Genomic DNA, 16436 nt, shown 5'->3' on the forward strand with positions numbered 1-16436 from the left:
TGCACCTCCTATGGGAACGGATGCGGCAAGTGGTTTAGTTCTTCATATGTCAAAGGTTTCTTTGTATAGCCGAGCTGCATCGGGACATGCAGCACCCGATCGAGCCCTTTGAGTCGGGTCAGGTGGTGCCCGAAGGTCATTGGCAGCATTCCGGGTATCATCACTTTCACACAATTAAGCCCATTTTTCCTCAGTTCCGGAGGGGTCTGATCGACAACGATGACATTGAGGCCCAATTGACGGAATCTCCCAAGAACTTCCTTTAAATCTTCGGTCAAGTCATCATGACGCGACTCCCAGTTAAATGCATCAGGAAAACTTTGCATTGACCGGCTGTCATCGAACAGGAAGTGCAACCGCTCTTCAGCCTGCGGAAGTCCGTAAAGCATCCCGTGGTCATCCATTTGCCGCACAAGGTAATCATCTTCAAGCATTTGTAAATACTTTTCCTTATTCTCTTCGAGTTTCCCATCAAGATTGAGCATCATCCCAGCCAGCTCCTGGATCGCACTCTTGGCAGCCTTCACAGGATCAAGATGGGCCCCTGCTGCACAAATAATGTTCAATCCCTTATCCTTTCGGTTCTTCGCCATCGCCCAGACGCTTGGTATGCCATGCTCCATGGTGGCGTTATACAAAAATAATTCATAGCCAGCTACCGCACGCATGCGCTCTTCCATCAATTGCAGTTCTTCGTCGTCTGCAGAACAAGGATCAAGTCGGGGCAGGTTCAGCTTTGCGTACCATGATAAGAGGAAGGAGTCTCGCTCGACAACTTCCATAATGCCATAAAAAATCGCCTCTTCCATGCTTCCGCCAAGAGCACAGCCATTTGAAGTTTCATAGACAAATCCAGAGGACCCGCATCCCAGACTATAATAGGAGAGCAGCTCAGGCACAAGGATTGGACGATCTTCAGTCAATGAGTAACCCCAGACCCAATCCATCGGCCGTTCGGGATCGAATTTCTGAAATGGAAATCCTTGTTTTTCATATTGCTCATCCGCGTGGACGCCAACTTCCAAAGGGTTCAAAGCCTGTGCCTCTAAGTTTCGGTAACTGTCATGAACAACTGGGCGTTTACCGCGCGGTTCAAGTCCGCAATGACGCTCAAGGCCTTCCAGGATGGCAGTCAGTTCGCTGTCAGCATAGCATTGTGTCCTTCCAGCCGTGCCTTCATTGCCACCGGAGATCATCGGCAGATTGACACTGGAATCAGCGAAAGGTGTGACCAAATCATACATTTTGCTGTTTAACAGTCCTGTCCGGTTGTCAAAATAATCCGCATAGAGGACTTTCTTCAATTCATCCAGCGGTGTAGTGCGGTAGCTGCCGGGGCTGATTTTTGGACTTGAGCTCAGTGAAATTTTTGCGAGTTCAGCGGAATCCTCAGGAATCTGACTGCATACCGGGCACAGTGAATCAGCAAGGAGAGAGTGCCATGATCCATTTAATGTCTTTAGGTCGGTAAAATACATTCTTCCCTCGAGCTGAGACTCTTTCCCTGCAAGGATTTTATCAGTCTCCTCCACAATTACATGTGCGAGCTGCAAGAGTCCGTTTTGTGTGGCCCATGGATCGCTTGCCATCCCTTCTTTAGCGGCCAGTTTTTGCTTCACTGCCTGCATCTTACTTCGTTCCTGTCCCCCAAGAAGCCTTCTATGATCGGCACATTGTGAACATCCTGGAGTACCCGGTCGAACGAGGGGTCCGGCAATGCCTTCTCCAAAGGAAACAAAACCCCTGAGCCATGGGCTCCCTGTCATTTTTACGGTTTCTTCAGCCTTTTGATGGGCAGCGGGATTCCACGTATCATGGAGCACCAGGATCAGCTCCGAATTTGCGGGGAGACTATTTTCAAAATCAGTCCGCCTGAACACCTGGTAACGGGTTGATAACTCTTCCCCCACCCGATCTGCAAGCCTGCCTTCTCCAATAATTACTACGAAGGAACTCAATCCACTCCCTCCTCTCGCAGCAATACACCAACCACCCCTTCGAGTTGCTGGTTAAAAATTGGTTCAATTAGCAAGTCGTATACTGCCAACTCGATTTCGTTCTCTTTCAGGACATTCATTGCTGCATACAAGGTTTCCGGCTGGATTCTTTCTGGACATTCAGAAATCGCGATTTTTTGTTTTTGCCGTTCTTCAAGCTGCACCTCTGAATCATTGAGGCAATCACCGTCCGATTCATTCTGGAAATCGGCCAAAGCACTCTGTAAAGCGTTCCTTAACGCCATGGTGGCGTTCAAATCCGCACTGCCATACCAGCCTTTGCTCGTTCCAGCCCAGAAAACAGGAAAACCGTTTATGTCATTTCCCATTCCTACTCTCGGTGTACCCTGCATTGTCGTAAGAGCTTTTATATAGAAACGACAGCGATTGTCTTCAATTGGCTCAAGGTCCACAAGAGTTATCGATTCTTTTTGTCCAGCTCTTCGATTATTCAACTTCTCTGACAGACATTTTTTCAAACCGCGCCCAACGGCTTCCGCAAAGGACTCCCCGGCGCCGACACCTATGAACTGCCCGTTATCAAACAAGCCAGACATTCGTGATGCATAATCTTCGATTCCAGATAACGCCGCTTCTATCCGTGCCTCTTCATGTGTTAAGCCACTGCATACCCGCGCTTTCAGCAACTCAGCCGGACCATCAGACAGCGGATCGACGGCCTGGACACGGCATTGTGCCAGCGGAAGTTGTTTCAGGTCCCCTTCCTCCCACACATGCAGGATCCCGGTCTCCCTGGAAGTCAATAAACTAAAATAGTGAAATAATTTTTCCGGATCAGGACCTCTTTGGTTCTTTCCGATTCTGTCCTCGAGGATTTCCGCCTTTTCCAATGTGAAGGCGCGTGTTTCCAATGGATGAGGAAAAAACGAATGCCAGCTTCCTTCAAGTGTCTCTAAATCCAGCATAAAGATCCGATTTTTTTGTTCAGATGTTGTGACGCCAGCCAGATCTTTAAATAATTCAAAAGTAATCACGTTCGACAGCAATGCACCTGTTGTCAATGAAGCCCAAGGTACTCCTTGCTCTTTTTCAAAGACGGAGGAATGCAATCGCCTCCAGGCTGACTCCCAGCAAATTTCTGAACCCGGATTAAAGATTGGACCTGCTAAGCCTTTATTTTTCAGAATGATAGCTGGAAGGAATGCTTTGTTCTCCTCTCTGCAAATGTTTTGCCACGTCCTCAGCTCTTCCAGATTGCCTCCCTGTGAAACATAAAGGATATGATCATATGAGCTCAGTAACTCCCGCCAGTTCCCTTCTTTTACCGGCTGTTCCTGATACACCACCTCTGAATCTGTTTTACGGGCATGAGCTACCAGCTCCGCAAGTCTTTTTCTGTTCGTCGGCATTTCATTTGTAATCGAGACATTCAGTTTTTGCAGGCCAGATTCCATTAAAGAAGATACGAGTGAATTCAACATCGGCCCTGACCCAACAGCAAGGACATTTGCATCCCGGAATGTCTGGAATCTTGCAGCACCCGAGCCGGCCAAATTGTCCACAAACTCAATTTGCGAGGCGAATTTTTTTCTAACCTCCTCCGATAGTGAATGCGGTTCATCCCTGGCAACATCCCGTACAAAGCCATTCTCTAAAAGGACCCCGGCAATTTGATATACACGCTCCCTATATGGTCCTGGCAGCCCGTCAGTCAATTTTTCCAGCGTATACTCTCCATTGAACATCGGCAAAAGCTTTTCAACCCACTGATCAATCCCGATTCCCTCAAGACGGAAGGAACATGAGTTATTTCGTAAATACACTCCCCTGTTAGGTTCAGAGAGATAAAACGTATCCCTTTTCACCTTCAAACGCATGGAAGGATCCAAATTTGCCATTTCACTCCTCCTTGGGCTTTTCCAGCCCCCTTCTTTGCTTAATTACCTCGCATTATCATCGTATGTATCTCAATTTGTCCCTTATGTCTTATCACGGGAATAACGAAAGCTCCTGCTTTTCCATTTGCAGGAGCTTTCCTTAAAAACTATATTATTTTAACCCCGATGGCACCGGCCACAGCCGCCGCAACGACCGCATCCTCCACAACGGAAGCAACCGCCGCAGCCGCCACAGCGGAAACAGCCTCCGCAACGGAAACCTCCGCACCCAAAGCAGCTAAAGAAGCAAGAGAACCCGAAGCAGCCGCCAAAGCCACCCAAACCCAAACCTAGAAAACGCTCATCTCCTGCATGGTGGTACACGCTTTGATCCCAGCTGACAGGTTGAGTTGCCTGGAAATCACCAACATTCAGCATTTGCAGCTCATTATGAAAATCATTCATCATTTTTCTTTACCTCCTCCAAATAATAAAGGGCCGTTCTACACAACAAAAAACAAAGAGCTAACCAGATATGTTTCCGTATAAAAGTTGCAAACATTATTGAATACTCTTCAACAATTTATGTCGACAAAAGGGCCTTTGTCACATATGCAAAAGCCTATTTTGTGTGGTGATGGGAAAAAGAGGAATTTAGAGGCAATATGTAAGGAATACAAAACAAAAGCCAAACACCTTTAGTAGTAAGTTTTTTTCACTACAAAATATTCTGCAAACGTCATATCAAAGATGTACAATAGAGCTATAAAATTGATTCATTTTGGAGGGTAATAAATGAGGAATCATGAAATTGATTACAAAATTTACGGTGATGACATGCAGTTTGTTGAGGTTGAACTAGATCCGAGCGAGACGGTTGTCGCCGAAGCTGGCAGTCTGATGATGATGGACCAGCAAATTGAAATGGAAACGATTTTTGGTGATGGTTCCGGAAGCGGCGGCGGTCTTGTTGGCAAACTGTTCGGCGCAGGAAAGCGACTGCTGACTGGCGAGAGCCTTTTTATGACAACCTTCACCAATGCCGGACATGACAAAAAACATGTGTCCTTTGCTTCCCCTTACCCAGGAAAAATCATTCCAATGGATTTGAGCGAGCTAGGCGGAAAAATCATCTGCCAGAAAGACGCTTTCCTTGCAGCTGCAAAAGGAGTATCTGTTGGAGTTGAGTTCCAGAGGAAGCTAGGAGCCGGATTCTTTGGCGGCGAAGGTTTCATCATGCAAAAGCTAGAAGGAGACGGAATGGCCTTTGTTCATGCCGGCGGTACCATACATAAAAAAGAACTCCAGGCAGGAGATGTCATCCGCGTCGACACAGGCTGTCTAGTAGCGATGACAAGTAATGTGGATTATAACATTGAAATGGTAAAAGGCATCAAAACCGCCCTGTTTGGCGGAGAAGGATTATTCTTCGCTACACTGAGAGGACCAGGAACAGTATGGATCCAATCCCTTCCATTCAGCCGACTTGCAAGCAGAGTCTTTGCCGCAGCACCCCAAGGCGGAGGACAAAATAAAGGTGAAGGCAGTGTACTAGGCGGAGTCTTCCGTATGCTGGATGGCGATTGATTAATTGGAGAAGAAATTCGGACACTTTCTTTTCGCCGAGCCAGTGTTTTGTCTGAACTTGCACCTGCTTCGGATACTTTCTTTTCGCCGAGCCAGTGTTTTGTCTGAACTTGCTCCTGCTTCGGACAATTTTCATTGGCCGAGCTGGGGTTTTGTCTGAACCTGCACCTACTTCGGACACTTTCTCCTGACTGAGCCGAGGTTTTGTCCGAACTTGCATCTACTTCGGACACTTTCTCCTGACTGAGCCTGAGTTTTGTCTGAACTTGCTCCTACTTCGGACAATTTCTTCTTGCCAGGACGGAGTTTTGTCTGAACTTGCATCTACTTCGGACAATTTCTTCTTGCCAGGACGGAGTTTTGTCTGAACTTGCATCTACTTCGGACAAATTTCACTGGCAGAGCAGGTATTTTGTCTGAAATTGCACCTACTTCGGACAATTTTCACTGGTAGAGCTGGAGTTTTGTCCGAACTTCTACCTACTTCGGACAATTTCTCTTGGCCGAGCCAGATTTTTGTCTGAACTTGCATCTACTTCGGACAATTTTCACTGGCAGAGCAGGTATTTTGTCTGAACTTGCACCTACTTCGGACAATTTTCACTGGCAGAGCAGGTATTTTGTCTGAACTTGCACCTACTTCGGACAATTTTCACTGGTAGAGCTGGAGTTTTGTCCGAACTTCTACCTACTTCGGACAATTTCTCTTGGCCGAGACGGAGTGTTGTCCGAACTTGCACCTACTTCGGACAAATTCCATTGGGAGTGCGGGGATTTTGTCCGTACCCACATTCTGATTGATTCTTTTTTAAAATAATAGCAAGCAAAATTAAGAATAATGTAAATTATCAGTTTACAAACAGAACAACCGTTCCATATAATAGTAATAGATTCACTATAATCAAAAGATCAGGGGTGGTAATAAATGAGTAAAATCGCTGAATCACAAAGATCTTTTATTTACCTTGAACTGGACGAGCTATTTCTTAAATCGAACCTCTTAGAACCTCAAAAACAGTCAATCTACCAGGAGTTCAAGCTTTTCCTTGATGGTGTGGATGACACTTCCCTTTTAACTGAAATCACCGATGCTATATTTGAACTCGGGGCTTCCGAGGAAGACTCATTCCCAAATCTATTAACCTTGAAAAACCAGCTATCAGAAAAGCAACTTCTGATCAAATTGTGATACGACAGAATGTAAAAAGCTCAGAGATTTTGTCTCTGAGCTTAATTTTAGTAACACTATTTGATTTAATACATTTCGTTATGCCCTCTTTAAAGTGATGTCCTTCCTCCGGAAAACACTAAGCACCATTCCCATAATAAAAGCATTGAAAAGCATATGCAATAACCCGTAACTGATGAACGGGAGGGACATGGAGATCAGCGGGAATACGCCAAGAATCATTCCAACATTATAAATGAATTGGACAAGGAACAAGGTTAAGCCACCGAAAAGCAACAGGTTTCCATATTTACTGTTGATCGACTTCGATATCATCAGGATCCTTACAGCGAATAAAGATAGAATGACGAACAGCATAATGGCGAACCAATATCCGTAATGATACATAAGGTTCAGGAAGGCATAATCAGTATGTTCAAATGGCAAAGCCTTACTTTCTGCAGCTGAGCCAAACCATCCAGCTGAGTCCAATCTTCCTCTTAATTGCAGATACATATATCCCCAGTTATCTGGATATTTTTCCGGATGAAGGAATCCTAACAATCTGGCGAGCTGGTATTCTTTTACTGTGAACCATGCCAAAGTGCCGAAGAAGATGAAAGCAAGACCAGCAATGATGGTGAGAATAATCGCCGTTTTCCTTTTAATCGTACTCCACCACATCATGGCAAACACCATGGTTACATAAAGAAATGTAACAGACAAATTCGGGATGGCTACAAATAATAGAAGGGCCACACCGAACAATAAGAAATGCTGCCACAGTTTGATCTTCTCGTTGCTGAAAAACGAAGCCCAGGCCAGGAACAAAAATGGAAGAGCCATAAAGCTTGATACCTGGAAGGGTCCCACCATTAAATACGGAACTCCATTAATATATAAATTTGGAATGGTTATTAAAGCGACGAGCAGCAAGACACCTAACGAATAAAACAAGTAACCTTTATTTTCAAACTTCCGATAATCAATGAACATCATGACAACAGCAAGCAGGATGCCAAGAAGTACATGAATACTCTTTCTCGCGATATAATCATTTTCTAACCCATCACCTGCTGTAATCAATGGCAGGAAACTCAGCCCCATTGTGATGACCAGCAAACCGATGAGCAGCCAATCCACCTTTGGCTTATGCAGTTTGTTCATTTCATGTCCGAGCTTAGAGGGACTGCCCATCTGGCTGACAGCTTTCTCTTCCGCTTCGGTTTCACTCATTCCCTTGCCGTTCCATTCCTTCTTTACCTCATTTAAATGGTATTCCAGTTCTGAAGCTACGAATTTCTTCGCCTCCTTTGAACGGATATGGTTCATGACCTCGCTTAAAAAATGATCCCATCTCTTACTCACACCCATCACTCCTCCAGCAGCCCCTTGATTGAGTTGCGGGTTGCCACAATAGACTTTTCCTGCTTCAGAAGGTACCTTTTGCCTTTATCCCCTACCAGGTAGACTTTTGTTCCATCCTCTTTCCAGGCAGAAACTATCCATCCTTTTTGTTCAAGACGATGCAGGAAGGTATATAAAAAACCTTCATTTCCCTCGAATTTCCGGAAGCCCCGGGCTCTTAGCAGTCCGGTCAACTCATAGCCTGTTTTTTCAGTATGAAGAAGCTGCAGGATTGCCAATGTAATCATTTCTTCACTCTCATTAGGCCTGTTGATTTGCTGGTGGACTTCCCTTCGCATCTTTTCTGAAAAACTCAACTGTTTAAAAGCGGATTCCTCCATAGATTTTCGGAGGCGATTCAGGCGGTTCTCCATTTATATTGCCTCCAATCTTTCCTTCAAGAGTTCTTTTGCTCGTTTAAGCCGCGTCTTCACCGTGTTTTCTTTTATTTCAGTGATCGAGGATATTTCCTTGATTGTCAACTCTTCAAAATAAAATAAATAAATGACTTCGCGATAATCAGCTGGCAGGTCCATGACCGCTGCGGCCAGTTCTCCATCCACTTCATCCTGGATCACTCTCTCCTCGACACCATCCCATTGAATAGAATCATAAATAGGCTGATAATCCGTCGCGAAGACATTTTTGTTATACCAGCTTTTCAAATAATCTTTGCAATGGTTGGACGCAATCCTCCAAAGCCATGTACGGAACTTTGAATTTCCGCTAAAAGTATGTAGCGATTTATAGCATTTCACAAAAATCTCCTGAGTCAAATCCTCGGCTATTTGCTTATTTTTCACATACGAGAATGCGAGCTGCAGAATCTCCTTCCCGTATTTATCCATGATTTCATCGATTAATTCTCCCGAGTTATCGATTTCAATCATTTCTGATGTAATTTCATCCACAACCTTTCCCCCTTCATAGTTATAGACGACGCTCTTTAGAATAAGTTTTTGAGTATTTATAATACCAAATAAAGGTGTTGCCGTATTCAGGCTTAATGAGGTTAAATCCCCCATTAAAAAAAGCACTTGATTTTTCAAGTGCTTAGTCTCTATACAATGCTCTTCCCGCTTTTCCCGAGTGCGTAATAGATTCCGTGCTGAAGTGTCTGGAGGCATTCGTATTTTTTCAGTCCGGTCATTGTTTTGGTGATCACCATTGCCAGTTCGGCTGAAATTCCTACAAGAATGACTTCCACTCCTAACAATCTGGCTGCTGAACCGAGTTTATCTATCAACTCTGCAGTGTATGTGGAAATGTCCCTATTCAATCCTGTAAGATCCAGCAAAACGTATCTTGCTTGATGCTTGGGCAAATTATTCAAGGTGTTGTTAATCAGATCCTCCGCACGGTTTTCATCATATCTGCCAATCAATGGGACGACGACAATCCCCTCAAGTACCGGAATCAGCGGTGAAGATAGTTCCTTCACCAGGTCCTGGAGCATCTTTGTTTTTTCCGCCACCAGGCTCTCTAATTCCTGGATGTGTTTAGTTTCTTGCTTCCTTGCCAGCTTGCTAATATTTTGTTGGATATTCATATCTGATGGGAAATATTCAACAACCGTATATGGATTATATTCATTTTGATATTCAATGATCTTATACCAGAAGTTCCTTCCGAATACACCGGTAAAAACCCCAGCATAATGTGCAGGAACGAAGATCCCATGCTTCCCCTGCTTTTCCCCAGGGTTTAATTTGTTCATTTTGTATTCCCAGTCATCCTGGATATATAAGGTGAAGTTCTTTGTATCGACATTCATCTTTTCAACTCTTACATATCCCCATCCTGCTGGTACGTATGTATTGGACAGCCATTCCACAATGTTCGAAGTATTGATTTCCTTCATTTCCTTGAATCCTTCGCCAACAATGATGCCCTGTCGGAAACCAGTGGCCTCTAGTACAAGGTTTGTTGCTTCTTCACCTGTAATTTCATTGATTGTGTCAAAAAAGGTTTTCATTGCAGACACCCAGAAAAAAACGACGTCTCCACCCTCGAATAATACTTGACCTGAATTTAGGTCCCATTTTAATTCTACGCCGCCAACAATAAGATCCTTTTGCATCTCCATTTAAATCCCTCACTAGTCATAGTATGTAAAATGTATATTGAGATTTATTATCATTTATATTTCGACTTAACCTTCCTAATTTCCTGCAAATTTGTAATTTTTTCTGTAATTACGTTTCTTAACTCAAGCTTACCCTCTATTCTTTGGGGTAAGTTAATGAATATCGAAAGTGAGGTGATAATGATGAAGAGTACCCAAAAAGACCGGTTGCTGGTCGGAAGCTCGCTCGTCTCTAGAGTGGTCAGTACCGTTATTTTAGGATTAACCATATATCATAACGCAAAAGTACAAAATAAGGTTGATGCCATCAGGACGGATTAGTGGAAACACGTTCCTTCTTTTTTTCTAAAAAAACATGGGAGCTCCCATGTCTTTATGAGCCCATTAGCTGGCCACCGTTTACATGCAACGTCTGTCCTGTGACAAACCTTGAATTATCAGAGGCTAAGTATACATATGTTGGAGCAATTACAAAGAAAAAACGCATCGATCCATTGATCAATGCGCTGTGTTATAGATTATATTAATCGCCTAGAATCTTCATTTCTTTAAACGGGTAAAAAACGACTTTTGTCTTGCCTACAATATTTTCAATTGGTACGGCGCCGATGTGACGGCTGTCTTTACTGTTCCTTCTGTTGTCACCCATCACAAAAACATGGCCTTCAGGTACGACTTCAGCTCCTACAGCAGTCTCTTCCAATGTAAAAGACCCTGTCAGCGGTCCATCAATCAATTGCTTTTTGATGTTATCCAAATACGGCTCATCATATTGCTTGCCATTGATATAAAGGACGTCGTTTTTATATTCTACACGGTCGCCTGGGAGTCCAATCACCCTTTTAATATAATCCTTCTCCTCGGTTGCATGGAAAACGACAATATCAAACCGTTTTGGTTCGCCGACCTTTGTGACGAACATTCTCTCTTCATTATGCAGAGTTGGTTCCATGGAAGCACCTTTTACTTCAATTGGAGTAAATAGAAAGGCACGTATAACAAATGCCAATAAAATTGCAATCAGGAAAGCCTTAGTCCATTCCCAAAGTTCATTTCGTTCTTTTACCATAGAACTGCACCCTCTCTAGTTTCAGTCATTTAGAGGTTCCACATAAAAGCGTGGAATTCCTTCTTTTCATTATATCAATTTCCACAAAAAAAAAGAGGCCGAGGCCCCTTTTTTCGTTAAAATTTATTTTTTCACATACTGCATCAGCGTATCCGGATCAAAACCAAGTACCCAGTTGCCATTCACTTTTGTTTGCGGTACACCCATCTGGCCAGTTTCTTCAACCAGCTTCTGTGCAGCTTGTTGATCGTATTGTACATTAACTTCTTTGTAGTTTAATCCTTGACCCTCAAGGAATTGTTTCATCATTGTGCAGTAAGGTCAAGTGTTTGTTGTGTAAACTGTAATATCATTCATTTTAAATGCCTCCTTATAATTTTTATACCCTGCAATGTATTATCCCAGTTATGCTAAATACTTGCAAAAAATTTGCACCGGGATACCATTGTTTTTCCCTATTTCGGTGAAAAAAAACAGGATGGGAGGTATCGGTTAAGAAGAAGACAAGAATGAGTAATCCTTACAAAAATACTGAAAACATTAGTTCATAGACGCGGAATCGGTTACTGTCTGGGTGCCAGCAACATCACAGATACTCCCACCAGGCAAATCGCCGCTCCAACCCAATCGTATAAATCTGGCGTTTTCTTGTCGATTCCCCAGCCCCATAATACCGACAGAACAATGAACACTCCTCCGTATGCTGCGTAGACTCTGCCGAAAGATGGAAAGGCCTGAAACGTTGCGATGACTCCATATATAGCGAGCGCGAATCCGCCTCCGATTCCCCAATAAAGTGGTTTTCCTTCCCTCAGCCACAGCCAGATCAAATATCCACCGCCAATCTCAGCAATACCCGCTAAAATGAATAAAATAATTGCACTAAAGATCGTCATCACTTCCTAATTGTGTTTGTAACAGTATTATAACTAAAAAACATGCTTGGATGACCGCGCAGCCTAGTGTTTTAGAGCCTTCTTTCGATTTTATAGCGTATTTTTCGTTTTTATAGCGACTTTTTCATTTTTATAGCGAGTTTCAGCTTTATATAGCGAATTGGAAATTTTACTCGTTTTTTTCCAGGGCCCATTCCTTCATGATAAAATAAGAAAAACAATATAGGCGGGTTGTTTATGCTCAATTGGCAGTATGTGAGAAGTGTCAGTTTAAAAACGGATGAAGAATATTCTATCGATTCTTACCCGTTTAATCTTCCAAGCCTTAAGAATCTAAATGAATTAGATTTACACCCTAAGGTGACATTTTTGATTGGCGAGAACGGGATGGGTAAGTCGACTTTACTTGAGGCGATTGCAGTTGGTCTAGGCTTTAATCCTGAAGGTGGTTCGTTTAATTTCAATTTCTCAACTTATGACTCTCATTCTGAAATGGGGAATTTTCTGCGGATTGTAAAAGGAGTCGAACGGCCACAGGATGGCTTTTTCCTCCGTGCGGAGAGTTTTTATAATGTTGCTTCCAATATCGAAGAAATGGATCGTGAAATACTCGGAGGCCCAAAGGTCATTCATTCTTTTGGCGGGCAGTCTCTCCACGAACAATCACACGGTGAGGCTTTTTTCTCAACCTTCCTTCACCGTTTTCGCGGAAATGGTCTTTACATATTGGACGAGCCAGAAGCGGCACTTTCCCCGTTAAGGCAAATGTCGATGCTTACCCGTATCCATGATCTCGTCCGGGAAAACTCCCAGTTGATTATCGCTACCCACTCCCCCATCATCATGGCTTATCCGGATGCCACGATATTTGAATTCAGTGATGATGGCATTTTTAAAAGAGAGTTGGAAGAGACGAATCATTACCGGATCATGAAGCAATTTTTCGAAGACAGATCAAGAATGATCCATCACCTTTTGAGTGAGTAATCATCTTGGATATAATCCTATATGGCCTGTGTTAAAATGTTATATAGAAATAAAATTCCAGGGGGGGAATTGGAGTGTATAGCAGCGGTTTAATCCTTGAAGGTGGAGGTATGAGAGGTGTCTACACCGCAGGGGTACTTGAATATTTTTTAGAAAATGATTTATTTTTTCCATATATCATCGGCGTTTCTGCTGGTGCGTGCCAGGGCTCTTCCTATATTGCCAGGCAGCCAGGGCGAAACAAGCAGGTGACGATTGACTATGTCACCCATCAAGATTATATTTCTTACCGAAACTTGCTGTTAAAAAAAGAACTGTTCGGGATGGATTTCATCTTTGATAAACTTCCAAACGAGCTGGTACCCTTTGATTTCGAGACATTCAACAGTGCCGCGGAAACCTTTATGATTGGCACGACAGATTGCTTCACTGGTGAACCAGTTTATTTTAACAAAAATGATGTCCCAGAGGATATTCTTAAAATCATCAGAGCTTCCAGCACGCTTCCTTTCATGGCACCGGCAATTGAGTTTAGGGGGAAAACCCTTATGGATGGCGGCATATCCGATCCGATTCCAATCAGGAAAGCAAAGGCAGACGGAGTCCAAAAAGGCGTAATCGTCTTGACGAAGCCAAAAGGATACCGGAAGAAAAAGTCTTCTTTTTCCTGGCTGCCGCGGTATGTGTATAAAGACTTCAAAGGACTGCACAAAGCGCTCGAAACACGGTATAAAATGTACAATGAAACGCTCGATTACATCGAAGCTCTCGAAGCGAGGAATGAAGTGATCGTCATTCGGCCATCAATGGACCTCAAGGTTGGCCGTGTAGAACGCAATCCAGAAAAACTGACCCGGTTGTATGAAGTAGGCTATGAAGACGCGAAGGAAAAATTCGCTCAGGTAAACGACTGGCTAGGTGCGTGATTCAATGAAGGTTAATGAAGCTCTGGATGTTTTGACAAACAGCCTTGTTAAGGATAAAAGAGTTCAAGCCATCTTTGTTAAAGGTTCTGTAGGACGCGGTGAACAGGATGAACATTCTGATCTTGATCTGTACTGTCTTGTTGAACCGGATGATCTCACCACATTTCTTGAGAGCAGAATCAACCATCTGGAATCGTACGGAAAATTGCTTTTCTATGATGATATTTACATCATCGCCCCACAAATCATTGCCGTTTACGAAAACTTGCTGCATGTTGATTTATTTACGGTTACCGAGGAAACCTTTGTTAAAAAGGACTTTTTTAAAATAATTTATGATCCGCAAAATCGATTGAAGAAATTTGAAGCTTCTCAAACTCTTCAATTATCCGCAGCTGAGTTTCAGGACGCTGTTGACGATATAGCCTGGTTTCTTTTTCAATACAAAAAGTCAGCCGGCCGAGGGAATGATTTATGGTCGGTGAATTTGCTCAATCAAGTTATGGCACACCTGGCAAGGGTACTGCTGCATAGATATAAACCTGATCGCGCCCTATTGGGAATGAAGACATTGAAATCATCATTGCCAATTGGAATGTTGAAGAAAATGGCAGAAATTCAGGAGCAGATCACGCCACAAAAACATACAACAGCTGTGATGCTGATTCGGGATTTATTGGAACAGGAATCCAAATGGATTTTCAGCGAAGTAGCAAAACCAGAAAAAATCCTCCCGTTATGGAACAAAATGATGGAGTTCTGACCCCATGATCCAAGCAACAGTAAAATAAAGCCCATAGAGGTCCTCCAAATAAAAAAGTGCGTATGACCCTTCTGGATCATACGCACTTTTTATTATGTTAATCTTAGGCTTGTCCTTCACCCTTGGATTTCTCGCCTGGAGCAAACCAGCCAATCAGGGCAATTGCTACTAATACACCGTAGAAAATGGTCGTCCACAATGTACTGTGCGGGAAATCATGATCCAAAATGGCAATCTTTTCGTGAGCAAGGGTTATAACCGCCAATTTTACTCCGACCCAGGCAACAATCGCATAAGCAGTTGTTTCTAATGCAGGGCGCTCATCCAGCAGCTTAACAAACCAGGTTGCTGCATATTTAATCAGAATTAGGCCGGCAATTCCTCCAAGAAGTACGATGAGGAATTTACCCCCGTCCATTCCGCCAAAGTTTCCTAGCGGTGAGTCCGGAAGTCCAAGGGCAAGCGCGACTGCAGCAAGAATTGAGTCAATCGCAAACGCGAGGTCTGCCAGACCGATTTTACCAACAGTCGGCCAGAATCCCAATCCCCTTGCTTCTTTTTCATCCTCTTTATGTATATCCTCATTTTTCGCACCAAATTTAGCCTGGATGACATGTTTTAATCCCAGGTATAGTAGGTACGCTGCGCCAATTGCCTGTACCTGCCAGACGTTTGCAATATAAGAGATCGCAAATAGTGCACCGAAGCGGAAGACAAACGCCATGAGTATACCATAGCTGATCGCCTTTTTCTTTTGATCATCAGGTAAATGTTTTGCGATAATTGCCAATACTAGAGCATTGTCGGCCGATAATAAACCTTCCAGACCGATCAATATCAATAATGCCCAGGCATATTCAAGCCAAATTGATTCCATCAACCTCTCTCCTTCCTCTTTGCCTCAGGCTCTTTTCGTAAATCGTTCTTTTTATTATACGCAGTTTAGCAGCAAGCCGTAATGCGTTTTTAGGCGGAAAGAATATTTATCGAAAAACAACCCAGACACTTCTACTGTAGTTATCAATAGAATGACCCATAAAACCTCGGACAATCCGCACAATTTACCGAGTCCCATTCTATCTAACCTACATTTATCTATTTCAATATACCTTTTAGAGGGTATAGATAAACTTACCAATATCGACTATAATACTCTATATTTTTTCGGGAAAATATTCAACAATTATCTCTTTATTTCGGGAAAAAAAGAAGCTTGTCCAAAATAATGCACAAAACTTTTAGTGGTGTATCTTGGATTGTTTCTTTAATGCCATACCAATAGCCATAACCAACAGGATGAGCTGCAAGCCGTAAAATATAAGGGAAAAGATTGATTTTAACGCCAGAGCGACCAGCACAGAAGAACTGGATAAAAGAATCATCCCAACAATTGCCCCATTGCCCTGCCTTTTATCTCTGTTTTTCCAGATGAAACCGCCCGTCGAGACGATGAACACCAAGGCCATAGCGGAAAAAGCAAGCTCCACACTAACACCACTTTAGAAATTTTATCAGACCTATCAATTATACCATTTTTTTCTGAATGTGTTATATAAATTAAAGTTATGCGAGAGATCTACGGCATCTCGTGACTTGAAAGGTGCCCTTATGGGAGGGAAATCCCCTGCATATGGGTATCTTTCGGCTTGAGAGGTGCCCTTATGTTAACTTGATCCCCTGCATAAGGGTATCTTTTGGCTTGAAAGGTGCCC

General features: G+C 43.2%; 18 protein-coding genes and 1 pseudogene. 6 read left to right on the forward strand and 13 right to left on the reverse strand.

The window, feature by feature from the left end; genetic code table 11:
- Positions 1-8 precede the first annotated feature (8 nt).
- From J7E38_RS22755 to J7E38_RS22765, 3 genes are all read right to left on the reverse strand, one after another.
- Positions 9-1958, reverse strand: a complete 1950-nt coding sequence (locus J7E38_RS22755; RefSeq protein WP_214710122.1) for a TOMM precursor leader peptide-binding protein — start codon at positions 1956-1958, stop codon at positions 9-11.
- Positions 1955-3856, reverse strand: coding sequence for a putative thiazole-containing bacteriocin maturation protein (locus J7E38_RS22760; RefSeq protein WP_214710124.1), 1902 nt, complete (start codon positions 3854-3856; stop codon positions 1955-1957). Before J7E38_RS22760 ends, J7E38_RS22755 begins: the two co-directional genes overlap by 4 nt.
- Before the next feature lie 156 nt (positions 3857-4012).
- Positions 4013-4303, reverse strand: coding sequence for a heterocycloanthracin/sonorensin family bacteriocin (locus J7E38_RS22765; RefSeq protein ID WP_214710126.1), 291 nt, complete (start codon positions 4301-4303; stop codon positions 4013-4015).
- Between the two features lie 327 nt (positions 4304-4630).
- On the opposite strand from J7E38_RS22765, the gene J7E38_RS22770 reads away from it, so the two are divergent.
- Together J7E38_RS22770 and J7E38_RS22775 are read left to right on the forward strand one after the other, a co-directional pair.
- Positions 4631-5422: a TIGR00266 family protein gene (locus J7E38_RS22770; protein ID WP_214710128.1), complete on the forward strand. Its 792-nt coding sequence runs from the start codon at positions 4631-4633 to the stop codon at positions 5420-5422.
- 925 nt (positions 5423-6347) lie between these two features.
- Positions 6348-6611 carry a hypothetical protein gene (locus J7E38_RS22775; RefSeq protein ID WP_214710134.1) on the forward strand — a complete coding sequence of 88 codons (264 nt, stop codon included), beginning with the start codon at positions 6348-6350 and terminating at the stop codon, positions 6609-6611.
- A 78-nt stretch (positions 6612-6689) separates the two neighbouring features.
- Here the strand turns inward: J7E38_RS22775 and J7E38_RS22780 are convergent, their stop codons facing one another.
- From J7E38_RS22780 to J7E38_RS22795, 4 genes are all read right to left on the reverse strand, one after another.
- The gene (locus J7E38_RS22780; protein WP_214710136.1) at positions 6690-7958 is read right to left on the reverse strand and encodes an FtsW/RodA/SpoVE family cell cycle protein; all 1269 of its coding nucleotides are present in this window, start codon (positions 7956-7958) and stop codon (positions 6690-6692) included.
- Between the two features lie 5 nt (positions 7959-7963).
- Positions 7964-8371: a PadR family transcriptional regulator gene (locus tag J7E38_RS22785; protein WP_214710139.1), complete on the reverse strand. Its 408-nt coding sequence runs from the start codon at positions 8369-8371 to the stop codon at positions 7964-7966.
- Entirely contained in the window at positions 8372-8908 is a 537-nt protein-coding gene (locus J7E38_RS22790) for a sigma-70 family RNA polymerase sigma factor (RefSeq protein WP_214710141.1), read from the reverse strand.
- A 149-nt stretch (positions 8909-9057) separates the two neighbouring features.
- Complete coding sequence (locus J7E38_RS22795) at positions 9058-10083, reverse strand: STAS domain-containing protein (protein ID WP_214710143.1); 1026 nt, start codon at positions 10081-10083, stop codon at positions 9058-9060.
- Positions 10084-10239: 156 nt separating this feature from the next.
- On the opposite strand from J7E38_RS22795, the gene J7E38_RS22800 reads away from it, so the two are divergent.
- Positions 10240-10404 carry a hypothetical protein gene (locus J7E38_RS22800; RefSeq protein ID WP_214710145.1) on the forward strand — a complete coding sequence of 55 codons (165 nt, stop codon included), beginning with the start codon at positions 10240-10242 and terminating at the stop codon, positions 10402-10404.
- Between the two features lie 52 nt (positions 10405-10456).
- Here J7E38_RS22800 and J7E38_RS22805 read toward each other — a convergent pair.
- The 4 genes and pseudogenes from J7E38_RS22805 to J7E38_RS22820 all read right to left on the reverse strand — a co-directional run.
- Positions 10457-10558: pseudogene (locus J7E38_RS22805) on the reverse strand (SDR family oxidoreductase); the annotation flags it as partial.
- A 48-nt stretch (positions 10559-10606) separates the two neighbouring features.
- Positions 10607-11152, reverse strand: coding sequence for a signal peptidase I (gene lepB, locus J7E38_RS22810; RefSeq protein ID WP_214710149.1), 546 nt, complete (start codon positions 11150-11152; stop codon positions 10607-10609).
- A gap of 123 nt (positions 11153-11275) precedes the next feature.
- Complete coding sequence (locus tag J7E38_RS22815; protein WP_215038967.1) at positions 11276-11509, reverse strand: glutaredoxin family protein; 234 nt, start codon at positions 11507-11509, stop codon at positions 11276-11278.
- A gap of 206 nt (positions 11510-11715) precedes the next feature.
- Entirely contained in the window at positions 11716-12048 is a 333-nt protein-coding gene (locus tag J7E38_RS22820) for a YnfA family protein (protein WP_215038968.1), read from the reverse strand.
- 237 nt (positions 12049-12285) lie between these two features.
- On the opposite strand from J7E38_RS22820, the gene J7E38_RS22825 reads away from it, so the two are divergent.
- The 3 genes from J7E38_RS22825 to J7E38_RS22835 all read left to right on the forward strand — a co-directional run bounded on the left by J7E38_RS22825 (position 12286) and on the right by J7E38_RS22835 (position 14724).
- Positions 12286-13035, forward strand: a complete 750-nt coding sequence (locus tag J7E38_RS22825; RefSeq protein WP_214710153.1) for an AAA family ATPase — start codon at positions 12286-12288, stop codon at positions 13033-13035.
- 74 nt (positions 13036-13109) lie between these two features.
- Positions 13110-13961, forward strand: coding sequence for a patatin-like phospholipase family protein (locus J7E38_RS22830; RefSeq protein ID WP_214710155.1), 852 nt, complete (start codon positions 13110-13112; stop codon positions 13959-13961).
- Between the two features lie 4 nt (positions 13962-13965).
- Positions 13966-14724: a nucleotidyltransferase domain-containing protein gene (locus tag J7E38_RS22835; RefSeq protein WP_214710157.1), complete on the forward strand. Its 759-nt coding sequence runs from the start codon at positions 13966-13968 to the stop codon at positions 14722-14724.
- Positions 14725-14827: 103 nt separating this feature from the next.
- Here J7E38_RS22835 and J7E38_RS22840 read toward each other — a convergent pair whose 3' ends face one another.
- Positions 14828-15601: a TerC family protein gene (locus J7E38_RS22840; protein WP_214710159.1), complete on the reverse strand. Its 774-nt coding sequence runs from the start codon at positions 15599-15601 to the stop codon at positions 14828-14830.
- Between the two features lie 361 nt (positions 15602-15962).
- Positions 15963-16211, reverse strand: coding sequence for a hypothetical protein (locus J7E38_RS22845; RefSeq protein WP_214710161.1), 249 nt, complete (start codon positions 16209-16211; stop codon positions 15963-15965).
- Positions 16212-16436: the final 225 nt, after the last annotated feature.

It is taken from the genome of Bacillus sp. ISL-35 (genome assembly GCF_018613355.1).
Lineage (GTDB): Bacteria > Bacillota > Bacilli > Bacillales > Cytobacillaceae > Mesobacillus.

Excerpts from the sequence above, each read along its gene's own strand:
- J7E38_RS22760 (WP_214710124.1), bottom strand. The coding sequence starts at position 3,856 with ATGGCAAATTTGGATCCTTCCATGCGTTTGAAGGTGAAAAGGGATACG.
- J7E38_RS22765 (WP_214710126.1), bottom strand. The coding sequence starts at position 4,303 with ATGATGAATGATTTTCATAATGAGCTGCAAATGCTGAATGTTGGTGAT.
- J7E38_RS22770 (WP_214710128.1), top strand. The coding sequence starts at position 4,631 with ATGAGGAATCATGAAATTGATTACAAAATTTACGGTGATGACATGCAG.
- J7E38_RS22775 (WP_214710134.1), top strand. The coding sequence starts at position 6,348 with ATGAGTAAAATCGCTGAATCACAAAGATCTTTTATTTACCTTGAACTG.
- J7E38_RS22785 (WP_214710139.1), bottom strand. The coding sequence starts at position 8,371 with ATGGAGAACCGCCTGAATCGCCTCCGAAAATCTATGGAGGAATCCGCT.
- J7E38_RS22795 (WP_214710143.1), bottom strand. The coding sequence starts at position 10,083 with ATGGAGATGCAAAAGGATCTTATTGTTGGCGGCGTAGAATTAAAATGG.
- J7E38_RS22800 (WP_214710145.1), top strand. The coding sequence starts at position 10,240 with ATGAATATCGAAAGTGAGGTGATAATGATGAAGAGTACCCAAAAAGAC.
- lepB (WP_214710149.1), bottom strand. The coding sequence starts at position 11,152 with ATGGTAAAAGAACGAAATGAACTTTGGGAATGGACTAAGGCTTTCCTG.
- J7E38_RS22820 (WP_215038968.1), bottom strand. The coding sequence starts at position 12,048 with ATGACGATCTTTAGTGCAATTATTTTATTCATTTTAGCGGGTATTGCT.
- J7E38_RS22825 (WP_214710153.1), top strand. The coding sequence starts at position 12,286 with ATGCTCAATTGGCAGTATGTGAGAAGTGTCAGTTTAAAAACGGATGAA.
- J7E38_RS22835 (WP_214710157.1), top strand. The coding sequence starts at position 13,966 with ATGAAGGTTAATGAAGCTCTGGATGTTTTGACAAACAGCCTTGTTAAG.
- J7E38_RS22840 (WP_214710159.1), bottom strand. The coding sequence starts at position 15,601 with ATGGAATCAATTTGGCTTGAATATGCCTGGGCATTATTGATATTGATC.